This is a genomic window from Alloalcanivorax dieselolei B5, assembly GCF_000300005.1.
GTDB lineage: Bacteria > Pseudomonadota > Gammaproteobacteria > Pseudomonadales > Alcanivoracaceae > Alloalcanivorax > Alloalcanivorax dieselolei.
In genome coordinates this window covers 1,818,699-1,841,016 of record NC_018691.1, presented here as the reverse complement: position 1 = coordinate 1,841,016, position 22,318 = coordinate 1,818,699, and the positions used below count along the sequence as shown (strand labels likewise).

Annotated in this window: 21 protein-coding genes; 1 reads left to right on the top strand and 20 read right to left on the bottom strand. The window is 52.7% G+C overall.

The features are described from left to right. Nucleotides 1-7: 7 nt before the first annotated feature. The 16 genes from wecB to rfaH form a co-directional block, all read right to left on the bottom strand. Nucleotides 8-1,075 (bottom strand): non-hydrolyzing UDP-N-acetylglucosamine 2-epimerase, encoded by a 1,068-nt coding sequence (gene wecB / locus B5T_RS08420; RefSeq protein WP_041716945.1) that lies wholly within the window; start codon nt 1,073-1,075, stop codon nt 8-10. Then, on the bottom strand, nt 1,068-2,192 hold the full coding sequence (locus B5T_RS08415) for a glycosyltransferase (protein ID WP_014994070.1): 1,125 nt from the start codon (nt 2,190-2,192) through the stop codon (nt 1,068-1,070). The genes wecB and B5T_RS08415 overlap by 8 nt, the downstream gene beginning before the upstream one ends. Next, on the bottom strand, nt 2,189-3,286 hold the full coding sequence (locus tag B5T_RS23015; protein ID WP_148279231.1) for a glycosyltransferase: 1,098 nt from the start codon (nt 3,284-3,286) through the stop codon (nt 2,189-2,191). Before B5T_RS23015 ends, B5T_RS08415 begins: the two co-directional genes overlap by 4 nt. Beyond that, the gene (locus tag B5T_RS22520) at nt 3,283-4,458 is read right to left on the bottom strand and encodes an O-antigen ligase family protein (protein WP_014994068.1); all 1,176 of its coding nucleotides are present in this window, start codon (nt 4,456-4,458) and stop codon (nt 3,283-3,285) included. Before B5T_RS22520 ends, B5T_RS23015 begins: the two co-directional genes overlap by 4 nt. A gap of 54 nt (nt 4,459-4,512) precedes the next feature. Beyond that, entirely contained in the window at nt 4,513-5,076 is a 564-nt protein-coding gene (locus B5T_RS22515; protein ID WP_014994067.1) for an acyltransferase, read from the bottom strand. Then, complete coding sequence (locus B5T_RS22510; protein ID WP_081586845.1) at nt 5,073-6,455, bottom strand: lipopolysaccharide biosynthesis protein; 1,383 nt, start codon at nt 6,453-6,455, stop codon at nt 5,073-5,075. Before B5T_RS22510 ends, B5T_RS22515 begins: the two co-directional genes overlap by 4 nt. Continuing rightward, nucleotides 6,445-7,536 carry a DegT/DnrJ/EryC1/StrS family aminotransferase gene (locus tag B5T_RS08405; protein ID WP_014994065.1) on the bottom strand — a complete coding sequence of 364 codons (1,092 nt, stop codon included), beginning with the start codon at nt 7,534-7,536 and terminating at the stop codon, nt 6,445-6,447. Before B5T_RS08405 ends, B5T_RS22510 begins: the two co-directional genes overlap by 11 nt. Then, nucleotides 7,536-8,117: an acyltransferase gene (locus B5T_RS08400; protein ID WP_041716942.1), complete on the bottom strand. Its 582-nt coding sequence runs from the start codon at nt 8,115-8,117 to the stop codon at nt 7,536-7,538. The genes B5T_RS08405 and B5T_RS08400 overlap by 1 nt, the downstream gene beginning before the upstream one ends. A 10-nt stretch (nt 8,118-8,127) precedes the next feature. Next, the gene (locus B5T_RS08395) at nt 8,128-9,075 is read right to left on the bottom strand and encodes a Gfo/Idh/MocA family oxidoreductase (RefSeq protein ID WP_014994063.1); all 948 of its coding nucleotides are present in this window, start codon (nt 9,073-9,075) and stop codon (nt 8,128-8,130) included. Nucleotides 9,076-9,083: 8 nt separating this feature from the next. Next, nucleotides 9,084-10,403 (bottom strand): nucleotide sugar dehydrogenase, encoded by a 1,320-nt coding sequence (locus B5T_RS08390; RefSeq protein WP_014994062.1) that lies wholly within the window; start codon nt 10,401-10,403, stop codon nt 9,084-9,086. 252 nt (nt 10,404-10,655) lie between these two features. Continuing rightward, nucleotides 10,656-12,095: an MBL fold metallo-hydrolase RNA specificity domain-containing protein gene (locus B5T_RS08385; protein ID WP_014994061.1), complete on the bottom strand. Its 1,440-nt coding sequence runs from the start codon at nt 12,093-12,095 to the stop codon at nt 10,656-10,658. 149 nt (nt 12,096-12,244) lie between these two features. Beyond that, nucleotides 12,245-13,453, bottom strand: a complete 1,209-nt coding sequence (locus tag B5T_RS08380) for a type II toxin-antitoxin system HipA family toxin (protein ID WP_014994060.1) — start codon at nt 13,451-13,453, stop codon at nt 12,245-12,247. Continuing rightward, nucleotides 13,441-13,692, bottom strand: a complete 252-nt coding sequence (locus tag B5T_RS08375) for a helix-turn-helix domain-containing protein (RefSeq protein WP_014994059.1) — start codon at nt 13,690-13,692, stop codon at nt 13,441-13,443. Before B5T_RS08375 ends, B5T_RS08380 begins: the two co-directional genes overlap by 13 nt. Before the next feature lie 200 nt (nt 13,693-13,892). Continuing rightward, nucleotides 13,893-14,192 carry a type II toxin-antitoxin system RelE/ParE family toxin gene (locus B5T_RS08370; RefSeq protein WP_041716941.1) on the bottom strand — a complete coding sequence of 100 codons (300 nt, stop codon included), beginning with the start codon at nt 14,190-14,192 and terminating at the stop codon, nt 13,893-13,895. Then, on the bottom strand, nt 14,146-14,430 hold the full coding sequence (locus tag B5T_RS08365; RefSeq protein ID WP_051015456.1) for a type II toxin-antitoxin system ParD family antitoxin: 285 nt from the start codon (nt 14,428-14,430) through the stop codon (nt 14,146-14,148). The genes B5T_RS08370 and B5T_RS08365 overlap by 47 nt, the downstream gene beginning before the upstream one ends. 193 nt (nt 14,431-14,623) lie before the next feature. After that, on the bottom strand, nt 14,624-15,127 hold the full coding sequence (rfaH, locus tag B5T_RS08360; protein WP_041717432.1) for a transcription/translation regulatory transformer protein RfaH: 504 nt from the start codon (nt 15,125-15,127) through the stop codon (nt 14,624-14,626). Nucleotides 15,128-15,815: 688 nt separating this feature from the next. Between rfaH and cysC the strand changes: the two genes are divergently transcribed. Continuing rightward, entirely contained in the window at nt 15,816-16,433 is a 618-nt protein-coding gene (cysC, locus tag B5T_RS08355; RefSeq protein ID WP_014994055.1) for an adenylyl-sulfate kinase, read from the top strand. Nucleotides 16,434-16,513: 80 nt separating this feature from the next. Here the strand turns inward: cysC and B5T_RS08350 are convergent, their stop codons facing one another. The 4 genes from B5T_RS08350 to B5T_RS08335 form a co-directional block, all read right to left on the bottom strand. Beyond that, nucleotides 16,514-18,286, bottom strand: a complete 1,773-nt coding sequence (locus tag B5T_RS08350; RefSeq protein WP_014994054.1) for an SLC13 family permease — start codon at nt 18,284-18,286, stop codon at nt 16,514-16,516. A gap of 236 nt (nt 18,287-18,522) precedes the next feature. Beyond that, entirely contained in the window at nt 18,523-20,733 is a 2,211-nt protein-coding gene (locus tag B5T_RS08345; RefSeq protein ID WP_014994053.1) for a polysaccharide biosynthesis tyrosine autokinase, read from the bottom strand. A gap of 22 nt (nt 20,734-20,755) precedes the next feature. Further along, nucleotides 20,756-21,184, bottom strand: a complete 429-nt coding sequence (locus tag B5T_RS08340; RefSeq protein ID WP_014994052.1) for a low molecular weight protein-tyrosine-phosphatase — start codon at nt 21,182-21,184, stop codon at nt 20,756-20,758. Then, nucleotides 21,184-22,317: a polysaccharide export protein gene (locus tag B5T_RS08335; protein ID WP_014994051.1), complete on the bottom strand. Its 1,134-nt coding sequence runs from the start codon at nt 22,315-22,317 to the stop codon at nt 21,184-21,186. The genes B5T_RS08340 and B5T_RS08335 overlap by 1 nt, the downstream gene beginning before the upstream one ends. Nucleotide 22,318: the final 1 nt, after the last annotated feature.

Below are 22,318 nucleotides of genomic sequence, written 5' to 3'. Positions count from 1 at the left end.
CCCAAATTTATTGGCCGCTCAAATAATTGGCTATTCTTGACGCAGCGCGCCCCCCGCCATAGAGCTCATTCTCATCTTTCACAACTCGCCCATAGTGCCGTTTTACTGAGTCGATGATTGAAGAATAGTCCGCCCCCACCAGCTCGTTCACACCAGCATTTATGAGTTCCACCCACTCGGTCTGATCCCTCATGGTCACACACGCTTTTCCAAAAAAGAAAGCCTCTTTCTGGACTCCCCCACTGTCTGTCAAAACGAGACCAGATTTACTCAACAGCCAAACCATCTCAAAATAGCCAACCGGATCTATGACTTGAACGCTTAAATCAAGACCAAGCTTTTTGACAACGTTACGAGTTCTAGGGTGAAGAGGAAGAACCACGGGGGCAATTGTTCCATGAATATCGTTAAGAGCTTTAATGATGCTACCCAAACGTTCAGGATTGTCAGTATTTTCAGCCCGGTGAAGAGTAGCAACAATAAACTCTTCCGATATCGTAACACCCCTCGGCACCTCAGCCCTTTCCGCAAAAAACAATGCGGAATCCTGCATAACATCGCCAACCTGCACAACTGAAACAGGCTTATCTTCAAAACCCTCTCTCTTCAAATTGCTCACAGCAATATCAGTTGGACAAAAAAGAATGTCACTGATTTGATCTGTCAGGATGCGATTGATCTCCTCGGGCATATTCATGTTAAAACTACGAAGACCAGCTTCAATATGGGCAACCGGAATATGTAATTTAGCAGCAGCAAGGGCGCCAGCAAGTGTGGAGTTGGTATCACCATACACCAACACCCTATCAGGCTTTTCGCCTAACATTACCTCCTCAAGTTTCTCAAGCATTCGGCCAGTCATTGCACCATGGCTGCCACCATGAATGTTCAACTGGCAATCAGGGGCGGGAATTCCTAGCTGATCAAAAAAGACATCAGACATATTCGCGTCAAAATGTTGGCCAGTATGAACAATGATTTCATTTAAATCAGATCGCGCCGATATAGCTTTTGAGACAACACCAGCTTTAATAAACTGAGGGCGAGCACCAACGATAGTTAAAATTCTATTCATAACCTTCCATCTCGCAAGAATCGATCACTCCAGTATAAGTTTGAAGCATTTTCTCTAAACAAGCATCCCAACTGTAATTAGATTTCACATAAATCTGAGACTTCATCCCAACTTCAAAACGCAATTCAGGCTCTTTCAATAATTTAAAAATTACATTAGCCGCCAACTCCGGGCGATCTGGAGGCACTATAAACCCCGTTTCCATATCAATGACGACTTCAGGTAACCCTCCGACGTTAGATACAACCACTGGCAGGCCAGCGGCTCCAGCTTCGAGGACTGCAACGCCAAAGCTCTCCCGCCGGCTGAGAGCAACATATATGTCAATGCTCTTGAGCATCTTAGGCACCTGAGAGTGAGGAATCCGCCCGACAAAGTCCGTGATCTCCGAAACGCCCAATTCAATAGCCAATGCCATTAAATATTCTTTCTCGTTTCCATCCCCCACCAGCCTCAATCTAAGCCTCGATGCAAGAAGCGGATCCTCGTCCATCAATCTCTGATATACGAGAGAGAAAGCACGAATTAGAGTATCAACCCCATACTGTGCCTCCAGCGTTTTTACTGTACCAACCGTAACGTTACCGCCGCATCCTTCTTTATGGCTATTGGCAGCCCTGTTTAATTTTTCATAGGCCGAAACATCCACGCCAAAAGGAGTAATATGCACACTCCTGAGACTAGGTTCCAAATTAACAACTTCACGAGCCATACATTGACTTGTTGAAGCGATCGCATCAGCGGAACGTAAATTCGAACGAACCAACCAGCGATGAACTGCGCTCTTATTTGGAAATTCAAAAATGTCGCTGCCCCATACTGATAAAAGCCAAGGACGAACATTTAAAAAACGAGCCGTAGTGGCATATCCGCTTGCATAATGGGCATTTAGAATATCTGGCTTAATACTCTTGATAGTCTTACCTGCTCCTCTTATCATAGAGAAGTAGCCAAAAACCCCACGAAAAGGGAAGATATGCAAGCTTATGGATTTTTCAAAAAATTGTTTTACGGGGTGTTGAGAAACAACATGAACCTCCACCCCATTTCTTGACAGACCATTAGCCCACTGCGCAGTGTGTATAGAGGATGCGCTTGCCAGTAATACAACCTTCATAATTCAGCATCCTTTTCCACTTTGCGAGCGCGTTCCAACCAGGTATTTTCTTTTGCGGTAGACAATACACTTTCTTTAATAACGCGGACTTCATTTGGGTTTGAAGTCAAAAATTGCAGAAGATTCACAAGATCTTGACTTGCGTAGGGAATAGACCAGCCGATGGTAGCCTTTGCCACATAACTCCCTGCGAGAGTTCCACTAGAAGCAATAATGGGCTTCCCAAAACCAAGATACTCATACATCTTTAAAGGTACGGCAAAATCACGATAAGTATGGGGCTCAACATATAGTAGTGCTATATCAGACTGTTCCAGTATGGCGTACATATCACGCCCGCTTGCATGGATAATATTAACAACATCCGGAATGGGAGAGTATTCATGTTGAACAGAAAGCCATTCCTCTCTCCTAGTACATATTGTTATCTTTATCCCGGAAACAAGTTTTGCAGCCTCGAAAAGCTCATGCATTTTATAATGCTCAGAAACCCCCCCAACATAAAAAAGCTGAAGCCCTTCATTTGAGCGATCCTCATTCATATCAGAATCATTCAGTTCTCTTGAGTGCGCAGGCGGGAGCTCATCCATTTTTCCCTTTGGGTATATAGGAATATACTCTCCCATTTCCAGAGAAGGAAGATACAATCTGTCAATTGTCATTCGATACATCCAGAGGTCGCATATATAGAAAAACTTTGCAAATAATGCCTTTAACCAGCCGACCTTATCGGAGTATTCTGAAAAAGCCCAATAGATATCTCTATAAAAAAGAAAACAAGGAATGCCTTCTCTTTTGCACACGCGAAAAAAACCGTAATCTAAAAAAGGAGATACAGGAAAGTGATGTTTTTCAGTAAGAGCCGTTGGCATAGTTGACGACTCAGAGTACAAAAAATCATACCTGACGCCTCTTTTAATATTTTTTTTTATTTCTTCTATTGCTTTTCTTCTCTCTTTCGAACTTCCTGAAACAACATCCACATTAAACCCTAGACTCCGGAATGCATCTAACATTTGAGCGGGGCGAATCCCACTAGCGGATGTTGCACCTTCCTCAATTCTGAATGGAAAATGAACGATACAGCATTTCACTTTATAACCTCAGCACTTTTTTCTCGTTGAGCAACACCAAACGCCAATCCTAGCAGCATCCACATTGGATAACTTAATGCCATATTATTCTGCAAAAGGGTCACCTCAAAATTCTGACTCATTATCACCACCACAAATAATGCACTAGCAGTTCTTGTCAGTGAACCATCCCTGTAAAACCATAGTGCATTCCATACGCAACAAATCGAGAAAAGTAAAAACAGAAGACCAGTCAATCCAGTTTGCATCGCAGTCTGAAGATAATAGTTATGTGCTGAAAAGTGGAAATCTGTAATATCTGATAAATTCACGCCTCCTCCCCACCCTAAGAAAGGCTTTTCTTTAATCAAATCGATAACAATTGGCCATGCAACATCCCTTCCTGACAAAAGGTTTTTGCCTGAAATTTCCCTCATAACCTGATTTGCATCAGACAGGTCGCCAAGCACTCCTGATATTAATAAGATCATTATGGAGGACAGAAAAAATATGAAGAACAATGTAAACCAAAATAGAAGTCTATTACTCTTCAGTGCTGGCCAGAAGAAATATAAAAGCATGCCGGACAACATACCCCCTAAAGCTGTCCGAGAACCGCTCAAAAAAACCAGAAGAGAAGCAATGAGAAATGGAATCCAAAAGAAGACACCGACTTTTCTGGTTGCCAAAACGGAAACAGCCATAACCGAGGCCCACAAACCAACAACATTCGGGTTATCAAACCCGCCATCACTACCACCAAAGCCCCATAATGCAAAGCAAAATAAAACAGCAAAGAAAGAAAACAGCAATATATATTTTAGTATTTTCTCTCCACCTCTTCTCATTCCAAGCACAAAAAAAACATACAAAACAAATATTACAGATAGTATCTGCACATTTCTTGAAATAAGAGGCAAAGGGTTCAGAGACCAAACACTGCTAGCGAGATAAAGAAGGAGAAGAAAAAACAGTCCTTTCGTTGCTTTAAAAAAATTCCTATTTATAGTTCCGGAGTTAGTAATCATGTGAAAAGATAGGAAAAGAACAGCGCCTGCCATTCCAAGCAGAAAAAACCTCCCCATGGAAGATAGTATTACCCATGAATGAACGTTCCAATACGAAAAAATAATAAAAAAAACTAAAACAGAAGAGACAAGAGATGCTTCAGCTCTCTCTCCATTATCTATCATATTCAGCCCGGACACAGTCAATTTATAATATGGATTCTCAAATATGCAACACTACTACACTTCTTTGATTACTTTCGCTGGAACCCCGCCTATCATTACACCCCCCTTTGGGAAACTGTTCGCCACAACGGCACCAGCTGCCACAATCGTTCTTGGCCCCAGGATAACTCCGGGTAAGATAACCGCATTCATGCCAATCCAACATTTCTCTTTTAAAACTATAGGCTTCCCCGGCTCATGAAGATCAGGGTCTTTTAAGTTATGATTCGCCGTTATGAGGCCAACGTTTGGACCAATATAGACACCCTTTCCGAGAGTTATCTCGGCACTAAAGTTCTGAAAATATGTTCCCGGTGATTGAAAGTTATTTAGATCGTCAGGGTGGAAGTTTATTTTTTCTGGGTTACTTATATGGCAACCCAGAACGACTGGAAAAGGATACGGTCTTGAGATCCGCAAAATGTTTCTAGTCCAAATAGCCCTAATTCCGCACTTCAGACCATAAAAGCTATTATCAAAATGCTTCCCTTTTAGATATTTTTTCTCAAAAAAAAGTGAAAAAATGAAAACAAAAAAAGGTTTAAATTTTAGAGCAGATTTTCTTATCAAACTTTTCATAAAGCACCTTCAATGACATAAACCAAGGCCATACCACCCAAAATCCACGGCAAAGCAAAGAGGAAAAAACTTTTAAGGCTAGAGGCAAGGAAAGTTCGGAGAAGCCCACCTGAAGCCTTAATGAAGACGAGCATGCATATAGCATAAAAAACAAAGCCTGAAATCGCATGAATAGCAACTAAATCGAAATCATAAAAGACTGGCAGCAAAAATAAGGCTGAAACTCTCAGCATCCCGCCAGTCAAAGTTAAAGCAAGCATTCTCCTTTGCTTATCACAGACATGCATCACCATCGATATTGGGGAGGCTAGAAATTGAATTACAATCCATGGGGTAATCCACGCGGCGATAACACCAGATCGTTCCCAACCCTGACCAAAAAACAAAGGAAACAATATAGGGGAAACAATCCCTACAAATGCAAGTGGACCTACCCCAATTTTAATTAGAGCGTCTACAGTATTCAAAGAAAATACAGACAGACCACCTTCTCTATATTTTTTTCCAGCTTCAGACAAAAATACCTGGGCAGTAGCATTACCTATTAATGACATTGGGATTGTCATTACTTGAGAAGCCAAAAGAAAGAAACCTGCCTGTTTATCCGATGAAGCAGTAGCTATAATAATTATAGGGAGATGAATTCCTGCATTATTAGATATGGACTCTAATGCAGAATATTTTGGAAATCTCTGGTATTTTCTTAAAGTCTCCCACAGCTTAAGAAGGTTGATTTCAGATAGTCGGAAGTTATTTTTTTTAAAAACAACGCTAACCAAGCCAATGCTTCCAATACCACCTTTCAGCATATGTCCCAGAAGAAGTCCAAGAGCCTTTCCACTAAGAAAACCAAATACGACTTGAGTTGATATACCACCAATAGATTGGAAAACACGAGTTTTCGCCACCAGCGAGAATCTTTTTTCTCTTGAACACCAATACTGAAGAGCTGAATAGAGGCCCGCCAACAACACCCCTAATGGGATCAAGTAAACGTAGCCCTTAACCTGTTCCAAATGCAAGGCTGTGTACGCCCTTCCTGGAAGAAGAAAAAAGAATAAGGCCACGACTGACGAAACGAGTATCGATGCGAGCAGAGACAGTCTTAGGAGATCTAACGCTTCGGCATTTTCATTAGGTATAGGTATAGCTATCTCCAACCGTAAACATGCTACGGACGCACACAGACCTAACACTGCAACATAAACGGCTAATACATTAAACTCCTCAGGCCCATATAGTCTTGTTAATATAGGCAAGCATGCGACAGATAGCGCCTGAGCCAGAATAGTACCACCGGCCAAAACCCCAACAGATTTAATAAAGCTATTTGCGAGCAGCGCTTTAACCCTCCCCCTCATTTTGTAGTTACTTTTCATCACTCCATCTTCTTACTGCTTCTATTACAAGGGACTGATCGTCTTTCGCTAGATATGGGCTCATCGGCAAACTTAGCACTTTATTTGAAACACTATCCCCGACATCTAAATTGCATGCCGTAGTTTCAAGAGCCTTCTGCTTATTGAGAGGAATTGGGTAATGGACAGCAGTTGGAATGTTCATATTCTCGAGAAAAATTCTCATTTCATCCCTGTTTTTTACCTCTATTGAATACTGAGCCCATACACTTGAATTATAATTCTCAATTATCGGCACAGACACCCCCTCACCATCGAGCTTACTATTATAATAGTCGGCAATCTCCCCTCTCATCTGAACCTCATTATCGAAGATATCCAGCTTGGAAAGTAAAATTGCTGCCTGTATTGTGTCTAACCTACTATTAACACCTATACGTACGTGACGATAGCGTTGCTCTTGCCCATGTCGAGCGATCTGGCGAATAATCCTTGCCAGTTCGTCATCGTTCGTAAATACAGCACCTCCATCTCCATAGCATCCCAATGGCTTACTTGGAAAGAAGCTCGTTGTCGCAATTGTCGTTAAATTGCATGATTTCCTTCCTTTATAAGTGGCACCAAAACTTTGAGCTGCGTCTTCAATAACAGGAATGCCATGTTTCCCCGCAATATCGTTAATTGCATCAAAGTCTGCACACTGACCATATAGGGAGACAGGAATTATTGCCTTAGTTCGAGGGGTTATTGCCTCTTCCAGCTTTTCGGGGTCCAAATTGTATGTTCTGGGGTCAATATCCACATAAACCGGTTTCGCGCCAAGTAGGGCTACGGTTTCAGCCGTGGCAATGTAGGTAAATCCAGGTGTAATTACCTCATCACCGAGTCCTATCCCGAGTGCCATCTGAGCAATCTGCAGTGCATCCGTGCCATTAGCACAGGTAATGCAATACTTAGCCCCTGTATAATCGACCAACCGTTCTTCCAATTCTGAAACTTCCGGACCCAGAATGTACTGACCGTGAGCCAAAACTTTCTGTATAGCCGCGTCGATCTTATCTTTAATGCGCGCTTGCTGCGCGGCCAGATCAATAAACTGCATCAGACTTTCACTCTGGATACTTGATTGTCGTTAAGGATATAACGGTCACCGGTATGCTGGCAGGCCACTTCAGCCTGTCCTTGCAGGGGCAGGTCAAGCTGCTCACCATAGGCGCTCATCCACCCGATTTGCTTTGCTGGCACTCCAACCATCAGGGCATAGGCGGGTACGTCCTTATTTATGACAGCCCCGGCTCCGACAAAGGAGAACTCGCCAACGGTGACACCGCACACGATGGTGCAGTTGGCTCCCAGTGTGGCACCGGTTTTGACCAAGGTATCCCGGTACTCATCTTTCCTCTCTATCAAAGAACGGGGATTGTATACATTGGTGAAGACCATGCTTGGGCCGCAGAAAACGCCTTCTTCAAGGTGAACGTTGTCGTACACGGAAACGTTGTTCTGGATCTTGCAGTTGTCACCAATGGTCACTTTGTTGCCAATAAAGACGTTCTGTCCCATCGACACATTGCGGCCAACCTTGGCCCCTCCACAAACGTGAACAAAATGCCAAACACGGGAGCCTTCACCAATTTGAGCACCTTCATCGACAATCGCACTAGAATGCTTCTGATAATTCATATAACGGACCTCAAATCAGCCGGCTCAGGAATGGATGCGCTTCCCCTTCCTGAGCTTGTTCTGGGGTGGCTTGACGGATATGTTCCACTGTTTCCACGCAATGGCGCGCGTCCTCAATTCCGTAGCCTCTGCCTTCCAGGATTTCCTGGTAACTCACCGTATGCAGATCAGTAAAGCCCTGGGAGAACTCAATCTCTTCTCCATCCACGGTAATTGAGCGATAGGTAGGTTGCTTGCCTTTCACACTTTCAGGCAGATCATTTGCGTCGATGGACAAGAACCAAGGCACCCGGGCCTTTTCATACTCCAGATAACCTGCCGCTTTATTCTCGGACGTATAATGAAGAACGTTCTTTTGCAGCTTCCCAAAGATGAAATGAAGCATATCAAAGAAGTGCACACCAATATTGGTGGCGACGCCGAATGACTTACGAGGGTCCCCTTTCCAACTTTCCATGTACCACTTGCCGCGGGAAGTTACGTAAGAAAGCTCCACTTCATATTTGTCGCTTTTGCTTTCCTGCATGACTTTATTTTTCAGGTCAAGGATCGCCTGGTGATGCCGAAGCTGAAGGATGTTGTATACCTTCTTGCCCGTCTCTTTCTCCACTAAAGCAATTTCGTCCAGAGCTTCGGCATTCGGCACCAAAGGCTTCTCGCAAATTACGTCGCAGCCCAGACGTAACCCTGCTGCAATATGGGCCTGATGCAAGTAATTAGGGGAGCAGATAGCCACGTAATCCAAAGCCGTAGCGGAATCTCTTTTCAACTGCCACGCGTACTCTTGAAACCGTTCAAACTCGGTAAAAAACTCACTTTGTGGGGAGATGGAATCGATAATACCTACGGAATCATTGGTGTCGTATCCGACGGCCAGATGGTTCCCGGTTTCATTGATAGCCTTCATGTGTCGAGGAGCAATGTAACCGGCGGCACCAATCAATGCGAAATTTTTCATGTATAACCTCAAGCTCTTACAATATTGTCAGCGTTCTTTTCATTACGATACTTACCGCGGGTATCAACCAGGAGCTGTGCATAATCTCGGATCATATCGTAGTCAAAGCTGTCATGATCCGTAGCTAGAATCACTGCATCGTAGTCAGCAAGCATCGCACTATCCAGCGGCTCGCTGCTCAAATCGAAATGGTGCTCCCGCATCTTGGGAAAGGTCGGCACATGTGGATCGCTATAGGCCACATTTGCTCCTTTCGCCTGGAGCAGTTCCATGATTTCCACGGAGGGCGATTCGCGCATATCGTCCACGTTCTTTTTATAAGCGATTCCAAGTACTAGAACCCGGCTTCCCTTGAGGGCCTTGCCGTTTTCATTCAGGCCATCCATGAGCTTACCGATCACATACTCCGGCATAGCCCTGTTTACCTCACCGGACAACTCAATAAAGCGGGTATGAAGGCCATATTCTCGTGCCTTCCAGGTCAGATAAAACGGATCAATGGGAATGCAGTGACCGCCCAGGCCAGGCCCCGGATAGTAGGCTGTGAAACCAAATGGCTTGGTGGCGGCGGCTTCGATAACCTCGAAGATATCGATTCCCATACGATCAGCAACCACTTTCATTTCGTTGACCAGACCAATATTCACCGCCCGATGTATATTCTCCAGCAGCTTGGTCATCTCGGCCACTTTCGTACTGCTTACCGGCACCACCGTATCAATCGCCGGTTTATAAAGGGCAACACCGACTTCCCGGCATTCTTCCGTGTGGCCACCTACCACTTTCGGAATCGTACTGGTTTCGAAATGCTTGTTGCCGGGATCCTCCCGTTCCGGGGAATACACCAGGAAGAGGTCTTCCCCTACCTTCAGTCCGCCTTCCTCGACCCTGGGCAGCAACTCTTCTTCCGTGGTACCGGGGTATGTGGTGCTTTCCAGCGACACCACCTGGCCGGCACGAAGGGCCACTTTCAGCGAATCCACGGTATTAATCACGAAGCTCATGTCAGGCTCGCGGTACTTGTTCAGCGGTGTTGGGACACAGAGAATAACCGCATCACATTCGCTGACTCTGGCAAAATCGGTGGTAGCTTCAAATCCTGACTCTCTGGCCTGCCTGACTTTATCACCGGCGATGTGTTCAATATAGCTGCGCCCTTCATTCAACGCAGACACCTTGCCTTGATCAATATCGATCCCCAGTACTCGATACCCAACGGCGTTATAGCGCAGCATGAGAGGCAGGCCTACATAGCCCAGCCCGACAATACCGATGGTGGCCTCTTTGCTGTTCAGCTTTTGAATCAGCGCCGTTTTGCTACTCGTCATTGATAGCGTCCTTTGTGTTAACGATTTTACCGGTTATTGAATGTGGTGCGTTGGGTTGTTCATGCGACTGGATTCGCGGCATCCAGTTGCCTTATCGCGGTCCGAAGGCCGCTTCTACAGCAATATCTATAGCCGTCCTGCGGGGCTTGGTGACTCTTGCGGTAAACCCGTTCGCTTGCAAGCAAGCTTCCCACAGCGGCTTTGTCGGCGTTGCGTGGGGATACAGAGAGTGTATTCCACGGGACCGAAGGTTCATTCGCCAGCAGGCTGGCTCCCACAGGGGTATAAAATGCGGCATTGTGGGAGCAGGCGGCTTAGTTCGCGTTGCAATTTCCTCTTTGCGCCGTCGTCGCCGTGCACTACGCGGATGGCGTTTGGGGCTTTCCGCATGCCGGTGACGAACCGTATCAACCCTTGCTGATCGGCATGGGCGGAGTAGCCGCCCAGGTTGTCCACGCTTACCTGGATGGTGTGGGTTTCACCATCCAGGGTCACGGTACCGCCCTGCCCTTGCCGCTGTATTTGCCGCCCCGGTGTGCCTTTGCCCTGGTAGCCCACGAACAGCACATTATGCCTGGGATCGTGCAGCATCGCCTTCAGGTAGTTAACGATGCGGCCGCCGGTGCACATGCCGCTGCCGGAGATCACCACGGCGGGGCGGGCGCTGTCCGCCAGGTGGCGGACCATTCTCAGGTGGGCGTCGTGGTCGTCCACCGTGAGCAGTTGTTTGAAGCCCAGGGGCTTGCGGCCCTTGGTGATCCGCTTGAGCGCTTCCTGCTCCCAGAAGGGCCTCAGTTCCCGGTAGGCCCTGGTGAAGCGGCTGGCCAGAGGGGAATCCAGGATCACCGGCAGTTCGTTCCAGGGCAGGGTTTTGTGCACTCTGCTCTTTGGGTTGCGGTGGAGGATGTCCTCCAGTTCGTACAGCAACTCCTGGGTACGGCCGATGCTGAAGGCCGGGATCAGGACCGTGCCCTGGTCCTGCAGGGCGCGGGCCAGTACCCGTTGTAGCCGCTGCTGGCGTTCCTTTCTGTCTTCGTGGTTGCGGTCCCCGTAGGTGCTTTCGATCACCAGGGTGTCGCAGCCGTGGGGCGGCTTGGGCGCCGGCAGCAGGGGCGCGTGCGGTGCGCCCAGGTCCCCGGAGAACACCACCCGGTGCCGGCCCGGTGGCCCCTTTACGTCGCATTCCACGTAGGCGGAGCCGAGGATATGCCCTGCTCGTCTCAGCCTTATTCGTATCTGGCCGTGGCCGGCGTCCAGGGCGGTGTGCCATTGGTCGTAGGGCAACGGCACCAGGCGCCGTTTGATCACCCGCAGGTAGCGGTCTATGTCGTCCGGCCGACGGCTGAAGCCCAGTTTGAAAGCGTCCTCCAGGACGATGGGCAGCAGCTTTGCCGAGGGTTGGCTGCAGAGGATCGGGCCTTTGAAGCCCGCCGCCAGCAGCCAGGGTATTCGGCCCACGTGGTCTATATGCACGTGGGTGATTACCAGGGCCTTGATTTGGGCCACCGGGAAGTCGATGGTCAGGTCGTCGGCGTTGGCGCCGCCGGGGCCCTGGTCGCGGCCCTGGAACAGGCCGCAGTCCACCAGCAGGCTGTGCTGGTGGTCCAGACACAGTTCGTGAGCGGATCCGGTGACGCCGTCGACGGCGCCGTGGTGGCGGATTTCCGGCCAGGTGGTCTGTGGTTGGTGCATTGTGTTTCCCCCCTTCCTTGGTGTTTCTTTTTTTATGTTTTTTTGTCCGTTCTCTCTGTTCGGGAGAACGGATTCGCCAGCAAGGCTAGCTCCCACAGCGGCGATGTAGAGAGCGGGTTTGTAGCTCCATTGCGGGAGCGTGCTTGGGCCTATGCCCATGCCGCGATTTCATTCACTGCTTCTTCCCAGGCTTTTATCATGGCGGGTGCCACATCCGGAAAGCGCGGGGAGGCGTCTTTCAATTCAGGCAAGGTCATTGTCAGCGCGCTGCCCACGGCGCCAATCGTCTCTTTGACCTGCCGGGTGTTCTGGGCACAGTGTCGAGCGCCGAACTCGGCCAGACGATCCACCGGCCACCAGCGCTTGCTGCCTGCAAGATGAAGCGCCGGCACATCGTTACGCAGGTACGCCGTGGTGGTCACGATATCGTAGGTCGGGGCCAAAGCCACCGTGCCGCCCGGGCGGTCATAGATCACACCAAAGTTCTTCAGGTGCGCATCGCCATTTCGCACCGCCCAGGAAAGCACAATGGAGCGAAACAGGCCGGCCAGCGCGGTTTGTCGCAATGGCGGCGATACGAAGTCGGATACGGATCGGGCCAGGCGTTCATAGGTGCCGTCGTATTTTTCTTCCGGTGACAGCCCCTGCAATACACAGCCATCTTCAAAGCCCAGGTAGGCGCCCGTTTCGGTGAGGTCGAAGCGCTCCATGATGAACAGCCGGCCGTCACGGGAGACGTCGAAACGGGGAACGTCCAGCCCCGCTCTGCTGGCCGCCTGCATACAGAAATATTCATTCAGAGCGAGGTCCGGGTAATCCGTGCCCCAGGCTTTCACAATCAACCTGCTGGAGCGAATCGCGGCTTTGTCTCTTGGTGGTTCAGCGGCAACATCCACCAGCAGTTTAGGTTGCACTCCCGAGATACCCGAGTTCAGTGCGTACTTTTCCACCAGTTCGGCGAATAAATCAGGATTGTCTGAATCCAGCAGTGTCTCCAGCCTCTCGGTCGAGCGCACCACTTCAGTGGCCCGGCCAGGCGAGACATAACCCAAGCGGCCGATCTGGTATGGGCCAAGCGCGGCGAGCAACGCCAGATCATTGGCACCGTGCAGTTTGCTTACCGTGCGGCGAATGGCATCCCGCAAATAGCCTTCGGGAAGGTTCTGGGCAAACGCCGGGTGCAGCCTCGGGAACTGGTAGGATGCCGTGCGCAGCGGCATGGTCAGCGATACCGCCCGTTCCGGCTCATCCGTACGGTAAGCAAAGCTGTACTCTTCGCCGGCGTGCCTGGCGCGCCTGCTCAACCGTCCTGCCAGTTCATTGCCACTGGTGACGTCGAGTTCGTCTACTGACGCCATTCACGCTCCCTCACCAGATCGTCCAGCGTCGGCGTTTTGCGGGACCTTGGCGCCAGCTCCATCCCATATAGTGCGAATAGCCGTTCGATTTTGCTGAAGCCCAGTTCCGTGATCCGGCCGGATTCAAAGCGGGAGACCGCGGTGCGATCCACCCCGCTCATGGCGGCCACTTGTTGTTGGCTATGGCCGTTTGCCTTGCGTAACCCGGCAAACTGGGCGCCCAATTCTTGCAATGTCATGTGAATATATGCCTCATATATGAGCAATTTTTATATCTTGTAGCATATATTCACATCACATCCAAGCGTCAAGGCATTGTGTTCCCCCCCCCCTTCCTTGGTGTTTCTTTTTTGTTTTTGTCCGTTCTCCCTGTTGGGGAGAACGGGTTCGCTGGCAAGCCCGCTCCCACAGCGGCGGTGTAGAGGGTCAGCAGGAAATGCTAGAAGTGCTCTTCTATATCCATGCGTTTGTGGGGAATGCCAATGATGTCGATTCCCCACTCATTGATTACATAGAAGATTAAGTGGCTCCCTTGAGGATAACAGTGGTAGCCCTTCTTGATATCCTGTCGATGACGCCCCCGCGACGGATTTTCCGCAAGCCACACGAAACGTTGCTCCATGTTCCGCATGTATATGTCGCGCTGCGCCCGGCCCCAATTGGCTGCTGTATATCGGGCAATAGCAATGAGGTCATCCCTGGCCCGGAGTGTTACCCGATATCGAGTGCTGTTTGGCATCATCCTGATCCCTGATCAGCTCATCCATGCTGAAGTTGTCAACGTATTCACCACGAGCCGCCTGCGCTTCGCCTTCCAAGAGATGAGCGCGCAAAGTCGCCAATTTTGTCTGGCGCATTTCCAGAGTACGTAACCCGTCCCGGATCACTTCACTGACGGATCCGTACCGACCGCTAGCGACCTCTTCTTTAACAAAGCGCTCCCAATGGGAGCCCAAGGTCAAACTTGTCGTAGCCATGGCTGACTCCTATTCATATTGAGCAGTTATGAATATAGCGCGAATTTGGGTATGCCGTGAAGCTGCTATTCACCCTCTCCAGGCACGCTACCGCCACAGGGTTTACCGTCGGTTCCCTGAGAACGGGTGGGCAGTGTTGGCCCGGTTGCATTGTATGGCCGCCGATCCGGTTGGCCATCCCCCATTTGGGGGGCTAATGGCGGCTGACGTCCTTGATGGACAGGGTTAACTGGTGCTGCTTGTGCAGCATGCCCATCAGGACGATCACTCTTTCCTGGCCATCAAAGCGCTGGAATACCGCTTCCAGGTCCTTGAAGGGGCCGTTTTCGATACGCAGGGTGTCGCCGGGAGCAAAAGCCTGCTCCTGGTCCTGACTTTCGGTACGGGTTTGCAGCTCTTCCACCACGCGGTCGGGTACCGGTACCGGCTGGTTGCCGAAGGTGACCAGTTTCTGTACCCCACGGGTGGAGCGCACCGTGTGCCAGCCGCCGGCGCGATCGAGACGGATAAACAAATAACCGGGGAACAACGGTTCTTCACGCTGAATACGGCGCCCGGCACGCAGGCGTTCCACGGAGAGTTCCGGGAGAAAGCAGGTGAAGCCCTGGTTTTCCAGGTTTTCCCGGGCCCGGTAGTTCTGGTTGGCGCGGCACTGCACCACGTACCAAGCATCCTGGCCGGCGGCGGGGTTTGTCACGGATGAATTGGGGTGCAACATAGGTTACCGGGAGCCTCTACAAGCGGGCCGGCATGGGGTGCCGAACTGTGGCTGTCGCGGGGCGTCCCAAGTTGCTTGCCTCCTCATGCCGATCGCGTCCTTACGTCCTTGCTGTTTACCAACTACTCGGCCTGGCCACGACCATTCCAATCGCGCCAGCCGCTCCGCACTGTACTGGGATCCCCCTGACCTGAACATTGAGCGGATACCGGTTTGTGAAGTTTTTACAGCTCTGTAACACTCCACCGGTTTCTATTATTTGCAGCCACCGCCCGGGCACGATACTACCGATACCCCTGTACGTTCACAATATTGTCAGCTGGCGATTCTGGTAGTCTTTTGTGACCCTTTCCTGACAAAGGCGTTTTCCCTAAAAGTGTTGCCGCCTCAAGGGGTTAGGTTGGACCATGGTACTCTTTTTGACTAATCCTAAAGAATTAAAGATAAATATCGGGCAATGCTTTTTTATTATCTTTGGTGATTATTATGCGAGGGGGCGCGGTATACATTCGCTAGCAAGCTCGCTCCCACAGCGGCTTCGTGGATTGCTGTGGGAGCGAGCTTGCTGGCGAAGGTTTAAGCAAAGAACCAATAGATATTGAAGCCCCCGGCCAAAGCCCTACCATAGCGGGCTGCCAGCCGGCATTCATCGTCAACGGAGGATTCAATGAGCGACAGCCCTTATCAGAAGCGTGAGCACGACGCCAAGGCCGAAGTGATCTGGCACCAGTCCCACCTGACCAAGGCCGACCGGGCCAAGGCCAAGGGCCAGACTCCCAAGTGCATCTGGCTGACCGGCCTCTCCGGTTCCGGCAAATCCACTCTGGCCAACGCTCTGGAAGTGGCTCTGACTCAGCAAGGCAAGCACACCTATCTGCTGGACGGGGACAACGTGCGTCATGGCCTGAACAAAAACCTGGGCATGAGCGACGAGGACCGCACCGAGAACATCCGCCGTGTCTCCGAAGTGGCGAAGTTGATGGTGGACGCCGGCCTAGTGGTGGTGACCGCGTTCATCAGCCCGTTCCGTGCCGACCGCGATGCCGCCCGCGAGCTATTCGAGGATGGCGAGTTCGTGGAAGTGTTCGTGGATGCACCGCTGGAGGAATGCGAGAAGCGTGACCCCAAAGGGCTGTACCAGAAGGCGCGCCAAGGGATCATCAAGGAATTCACCGGCATCGACAGCCCTTATGAGGCGCCGGAGAAGCCGGAGGTGGTGATCAACACCGCCGAGAACGATCTCGAAACCTGCGTGAAGCAGTTGATTGAAGGGATTGGGGTTTAAGACATTCGCTTGCAAGCAAGCTTCCCACAGCGGCTTCGTAGTTCGTCTGTGGGAGCGGACTTGCCAGCGAATGCTTTCTCTCAGAACGGCCAGACCAGCGGGATCAGCGTAATGGATACCGCGCCGGCGATCAGGCTCATGGGCACGCCGATGCGCAGGTAGTCGGTGAAGCGGTAGCCACCGGGGCCCATCACCATGAGGTTGGTCTGATAACCCAGCGGCGTCATGAAGCTGGCCGAGGCGGCGAACATGACGGCGACGATGAACGGCATCGGACTCACGCCCAACTGCTCCGCCACCCCCAGAGCCAGCGGGAATACCAGCACCGCGGCGGCGTTATTGGTGATCAGCTCGGTGAACAGCGCCGTGATCACATAGATCAGCACCAGCGCCATCCACGGCGAGGTGATGTGGGCACGGAACAGGCTGTCCACGATCCAGCCCGCCGCCCCGCTCTCCTCCAGCGCCGTGCCCAAAGCAAAGGACGCGCCAATCACCACCAGCACCGGCAGGTTCACGCTCACGTTCATGCGCGCGCGGTTGACGGTGACACAGCGGGTCATCAGCAGCAGCCCGGCGGCCAGGAACGCCGCTTCCAGTACCGAGAACCAGCCCAGCACGTTCATCAGGATCATCAGCCCGAGGATGCCGGTGGCCAGCGGCGCCTTGCGGAAATCCGGCGGCGTGGAATCCCGCAGCGGGCTCACCAGCATGAAGTCCCGGCGATAGCGGTACTGCTCGATAAAGCTCTCGCCGGTGTCCAGCAGCAGCGTGTCGCCCACCTTGAGCACCATTTCCCCCACTTTGCCGGGCAGGCGCAGGCCGTGGCGGCTGATGCTGAGAATGGCGGCCTGATAGCGGGTGCGGAAAGCCGCTTCCTTGACGGTCTGGTTGACGCCGGGAAATTCCGGCCCGATCACCACTTCCACCAGACAACGCTGATGGGTATTCAGGTTCAGCTTGTGCACGGCGCCATGGGCCGGCACCAGGCCATTGATGCGCTGCAATTCCCGGGCGGTCTCCGGGGCACCGATGAAGGCCAACTGATCGCCGGTCTGTAACTGCATGTCCGGGCCCACCGCGGTATAGAGATGACCATCGCGTTGGATCTCGGTGAGATAACCGTGGGTGAGATTGCGCAGGCCGGCTTCCTGGATGGTCTTGTGGTGCAGCGGGCTGCCCTCGGGGATGCGCATTTCCACGTGGTATTCGCGGGCGTGCTCCAGTTGTTCCACCAGCCCTTCCCGGCTGGGCAGCAGGCGCCGCCCGAACAGCAGCAGAAACACCGAGCCGATCACCAGCAGCGGCAAGCCCACCCAGGTGAGATCAAAAATGTGGAAACCGGGCAGCCCTTTTTGCTGCACCAGACCATCCACCACCAGGTTGGTGCTGGTGCCGATCAGGGTGCAGGTGCCACCAAGGATGGCGGCGTAGCTGAGCGGCATCAGCAGTTTGGAGGCGGACAACCGCAGACGCTGGGCCCATTCCTGCACCGCCGGGATCATCATCGCCACCACCGTGGTGTTGTTGAGAAAGGCACTGAGCAAGGCGGTGGGCGCGATCAGACGGAGTTGGCTGCCGAAGGCGGTTTTGGGCTGGCCGAGCAGTTTATGAGCCACCCAATAGATGGCGCCGGTATCCCGTAGCGCGGCGGCCACGATGTACAACACGCCGACGGTCATCAAGCCCTGGTTGGCGAACCCGGCCAGGGCCTGTTGCGGGGTGATGATGCCGATGACCAGGACGATCACCATGGCCCCCATCATGGTCACTTCCGCCGGTACCCGGTTACTGGCCAGGGCGACCAGCACGCCCAGAACAATCAGCAGTGTGAACAGGATTTCCGGAGTCATAGGTCAGAGAGCGCCCGTGGTCAGGTAGCGGATTACCGTAAAACCATCCATGGTACTGGCTCTCATATTCCATTCAATGATTGATTGGCTATGGGGATATAGCGTTTGGGTCTGTGTATTTCACCCTCTCCCCCGGCCCCTCTCCCCTCAAGGGAGAGGGGAGACAAGACAAACCTTTCTATTCGGTCCCCTCTCCCTTGAGGGGAGAGGGACAGGGAGAGGGTGAAAAAACCACCTCAGCTTTTGTCGCTACTGTACTTGTAGTAGCTGTAATAACCGTATTCGTTGGAGGCGCGGCGTTCGATGCAGTTGAGGATGGCGCCTTTGATGGTGACCTTGTTCTGCTCGAAGCGATTGATGGTGACGTCGATTTCCTTCACCGAGTTCTGGCCGTAGCGGGCCACGATCAGGCTGGTGCCGGCCAGTTGGCCGACAATGGCGGCGTCGGTCACCGCCAGGATCGGTGGCGTGTCCACCAGGACCAGATCGAATTGCTCGGAGAGTCTGTCCATCAGTTCGCCGAAGCGCTTGTGCATCAGCAACTCCGCCGGGTTCGGTGGAATCTGGCCACGGGAAATGAAGGACAGATTTTCTTCCTTGGTTTGTACCAGCACCTGCTCCAGATCCGCCTGCCCGGAAAGGTACGACGACAGCCCGGTCTGGCCATCGTTCTCGAAATAACGGTGCAGGTGGCCCTTGCGCATATCGGCGTCCACCACCACCACGCGCTGGCCTACCTGGGCCAGCACCGCCGCCAGGTTGGCGGTGACGAAGGATTTACCCACGCCCGGGCTGGGGCCGGAAATCATCAGTACTTTGTTGTCCGCCTCCATCATGGCGAAATGCAGGCTGGTGCGCAGGCTGCGCAGCGCCTCAATGGCCAGGTCGCCCGGATCTTTTTGCGCCAGCAGGGAAATCGGCTCGTGCTTGCCCCGTTTGCGACGGCGCAGTGCCGCCATCACCCGATCCAGTTTCTGCTGATGCTCGGACAGCGGCACCGCCGCGTAAACGGAAATGCCCTGCTCTTCCAGTTGATCCGGGGTTTCCACGCCGCGATTGAAAGCAGCACGCACCAACACATAGCCCACGGACATCATCAAGCCCAGCAGGCCAGCCAGAGCTGCGACCAGGCCTTTTTGCGGTTTCACCGGCTCCGGTTGAACCAGCGCATTGTCGATAACGCGCACGTTACCCACGGTACTGGCCCGCATGATGCGCAGTTCCTGCACCTTGTTCAGCAAGGCGACGTAGATCTCCTGATTCACTTCCACGTCGCGCATTAATCGCAGGATTTCCTGCTGGGTTTCCGGCAGCTGATTGATCTGTTTGTTGATTTCCGCCTTCTCGTTTTCCAGGGAGCGGCGCTGCTGCAGCAGGGTGCGGTAGGCCGGGTGCTCACGGGTAAAACGGGCGGAGACTTCGCTTTCCTTGATTTTCAGTTCATTGAGCTTGGCTTCGATGGACACCAGCCGCTCCAATACGGACTGGGTTTCCAGGCTCAGGTCCACGGACTCGCTCTTGAGCCGGTAGGCGTTGAGTTTCTCCTCGGCGCCGTTCAGGGTAGTCTTGATTTCCGGCAGTTGCTGATCCAGGAACTCCAGGCTTTTTTCCGCTTCCTCGGCGGTGCGCTGAATATTCTGCAATACATAGTTATCGGCAATGGCGTTGAGCACGGCACGAATGCGGCCCTTATTCGCGCCGGTATAACTCATATTGATGATACCGGTCTGCTTGCCCACTTCGCTCACCCCGAGGCTGGCACGAATACCGTTGACCACGGTCAGTATCGAATACTTGGTGAGGGTGAGCTCTTCTTCACCGGGCTGCCATTCGCCCAACTCCAGATGGATGCTGCCGTCCTCGCTGCGCAGAGGCTGATCCGCCGGGCCCTTGGCCACCAGGTCCCCGTCGTAATAAAGCGCCGGCAGGCCGTCCTCGGATTGCAAGGTAAAGGGTTCGTCCAGCAAACGATCCGGCACATTGAAATGGTTCACGGTGACGTAGGTTTCGCTATCGCGGAAACCGGCGAACAATGGCACCGGGGTGCCTTCCGGTGCCGGCTCCGGTGCGCCGAAAGCCCCGATCAGCGGCAGCCGCTCCGGCGCCAGGCCGATATCCATATGCAGCTGATCCACCACCTGGCCCAATACCATGCGGGAACGGATCAACTGGATCTCGGCTTCGGAGGAGGATTCCTGGCCCAGCAACTCGTTCAAATCGCCGATGCTGGCCATGCTGCTGGTTTTCGGTTCCACCTGCAGCAGACCATCCGCTTTATAAATGGGGGTGGCGACGAAACCGTAGGCCAGCCCCAGCATCAACGCCAACACCGTGGTGCCGATAACCAGCCAGCGGGCGTCCATCAACAGCCCCCAAAGACGGCGCAGGTCGATTTCGTCGTTGATCACGTTGAGGCGGCCGGAGTTATTGGTTTGCGGGCTGCTCATAGGGAGGGATCGTTCCTTTTGATCAAAGTTTGCCGGCCCAGGCCTCGGTGGCCTGCCGCAGCATGGGATAGATGCGTTCGAACACTTCCCGCCCGCGGCGGAAAGGGTCGGGAATGTCGTGGCCGCCATTCCAGTGGCTCAACAAAAACGTCTTGCCACTGGCCTCGGGAAACTGGCTGATAATACGGTCCCGCTGACGGGTTTCCATCACCAGAATCAGGTCGACGTCGCGACACAGGGCACTGGTCAGTTTGCGGCCGCTGTGCTCACCGCACTCCAAACCATTGGCCCGGGCCACGTCCCGGGCCATCGGGTCCATATCGTGTCCTTCCAGCCCCACCAGGCCGGCGGAGCTGACCGATTTCTCCGGTTTCAGCTCACGTAACAGCGCCGCCACGGTGGGGCTGCGACAGATATTGCCGTCGCATACCACAAGGATGTTCTCAAACATCAGTTATCGCGATCCCATATCCGATCCTGGGCAAGAGAACCGAAGTAGATCATCTGCACTGTGGGCAGAATATTCTGGATCACACGATTCCAACGGGCTACCGGCGCCGCCGTGATATAGACGATATCGCGGGATTGCAGATTGAACGCATCCGCCATCACCAGAGCCGTGGCATCCTTGGCATTCAGTTGATACACATCCACCAGGTTCTCCGCGCCTGGTTGGGCACGGCGAATCACGAAGACCCCGGAAGCGTCCGCGGTCTGCTGATTGAAGCCGCCCACGGTGGACAGGGCTTCCGCCAGGGTCAGGCCATTGCGGGTCATCGGTACCGGCTGAGCTTCCTTCACTTCACCCAGCACAAACACCTTGTTGTCTTCGTTGCGGGCCACATGCACCACGTCACCGGGACGCATCAGCACGTTATGAGCCGGATTCCCTTCCTGGTACACCGCTCTCAAACTCAGACGATAGTCCGTGCCATCACGGCTCAAATCCACATCGGTCCAGTCCGCGTTTTCGCCCAGGCCGCCGGCGGCGTTCACCGCGTCCAACAGACGCATGGGCACGTTGGTGATGGGGTAGGCGCCCGGCTGTTTCACTTCACCGGTGACGTAGACCTTCTGGCTGCGGAACGCCGCCACGGTGACGTCCACCTGCGGGTCTTCGATGTATTGGGAGATGCGGCTTGTGATCAGCTCGCGGATCTCGGTGACTTTCAGGCCGTTGACGTCGATTTTCCCCACATAGGGGTAAAAGATAGTGCCGTCATTGTGCACCCAGTTACCCGCTTCGGAGGGACTGCGCATGGAACCGGCGGGGATGGTCAGCTCCGGATGGTCCCAAACGGTGATTTGCAGCACATCACCGGGGCCCACCCGGTAATCGTAGTCTTCCGGTTCGTCCAGCAACCCCTCGGGGGGCATCAGCGGCCCTTCCTGCTCGGTCTGCCGCAGAATGGCGGTGCTGATCTCGTGTATTTCCACCACGTCGGGCAGCGCCTCGGCTTCCACGCCGTCGTCTTCGCTGAACCAGCCCGGCGCATTGGAAATGTGCGCGCCCGGAGCGAAGGCACAACCGCCCAACACGCCCAGCAGAGCGGTGATCAGCAGGGACTTGGTAGTTGTCGTCATA

Coding starts and splice junctions, on each gene's coding strand:
- B5T_RS08380 (WP_014994060.1), bottom strand. CDS start 13,453: ATGGCGTCAGTAGACGAACTCGACGTCACCAGTGGCAATGAACTGGCA.
- B5T_RS08335 (WP_014994051.1), bottom strand. CDS start 22,317: ATGACGACAACTACCAAGTCCCTGCTGATCACCGCTCTGCTGGGCGTG.
- B5T_RS22510 (WP_081586845.1), bottom strand. CDS start 6,455: ATGAAAAGTAACTACAAAATGAGGGGGAGGGTTAAAGCGCTGCTCGCA.
- B5T_RS08400 (WP_041716942.1), bottom strand. CDS start 8,117: ATGAATTATCAGAAGCATTCTAGTGCGATTGTCGATGAAGGTGCTCAA.
- B5T_RS08350 (WP_014994054.1), bottom strand. CDS start 18,286: ATGACTCCGGAAATCCTGTTCACACTGCTGATTGTTCTGGGCGTGCTG.
- B5T_RS08365 (WP_051015456.1), bottom strand. CDS start 14,430: ATGGCTACGACAAGTTTGACCTTGGGCTCCCATTGGGAGCGCTTTGTT.
- B5T_RS08345 (WP_014994053.1), bottom strand. CDS start 20,733: ATGAGCAGCCCGCAAACCAATAACTCCGGCCGCCTCAACGTGATCAAC.
- B5T_RS08385 (WP_014994061.1), bottom strand. CDS start 12,095: ATGCACCAACCACAGACCACCTGGCCGGAAATCCGCCACCACGGCGCC.
- B5T_RS08405 (WP_014994065.1), bottom strand. CDS start 7,536: ATGCAGTTTATTGATCTGGCCGCGCAGCAAGCGCGCATTAAAGATAAG.
- B5T_RS08415 (WP_014994070.1), bottom strand. CDS start 2,192: ATGAAGGTTGTATTACTGGCAAGCGCATCCTCTATACACACTGCGCAG.
- B5T_RS08370 (WP_041716941.1), bottom strand. CDS start 14,192: ATGCCAAACAGCACTCGATATCGGGTAACACTCCGGGCCAGGGATGAC.
- wecB (WP_041716945.1), bottom strand. CDS start 1,075: ATGAATAGAATTTTAACTATCGTTGGTGCTCGCCCTCAGTTTATTAAA.
- B5T_RS22520 (WP_014994068.1), bottom strand. CDS start 4,458: ATGATAGATAATGGAGAGAGAGCTGAAGCATCTCTTGTCTCTTCTGTT.
- B5T_RS22515 (WP_014994067.1), bottom strand. CDS start 5,076: ATGAAAAGTTTGATAAGAAAATCTGCTCTAAAATTTAAACCTTTTTTT.
- B5T_RS08375 (WP_014994059.1), bottom strand. CDS start 13,692: ATGACATTGCAAGAATTGGGCGCCCAGTTTGCCGGGTTACGCAAGGCA.
- B5T_RS08340 (WP_014994052.1), bottom strand. CDS start 21,184: ATGTTTGAGAACATCCTTGTGGTATGCGACGGCAATATCTGTCGCAGC.
- B5T_RS08390 (WP_014994062.1), bottom strand. CDS start 10,403: ATGACGAGTAGCAAAACGGCGCTGATTCAAAAGCTGAACAGCAAAGAG.
- B5T_RS08395 (WP_014994063.1), bottom strand. CDS start 9,075: ATGAAAAATTTCGCATTGATTGGTGCCGCCGGTTACATTGCTCCTCGA.
- cysC (WP_014994055.1), top strand. CDS start 15,816: ATGAGCGACAGCCCTTATCAGAAGCGTGAGCACGACGCCAAGGCCGAA.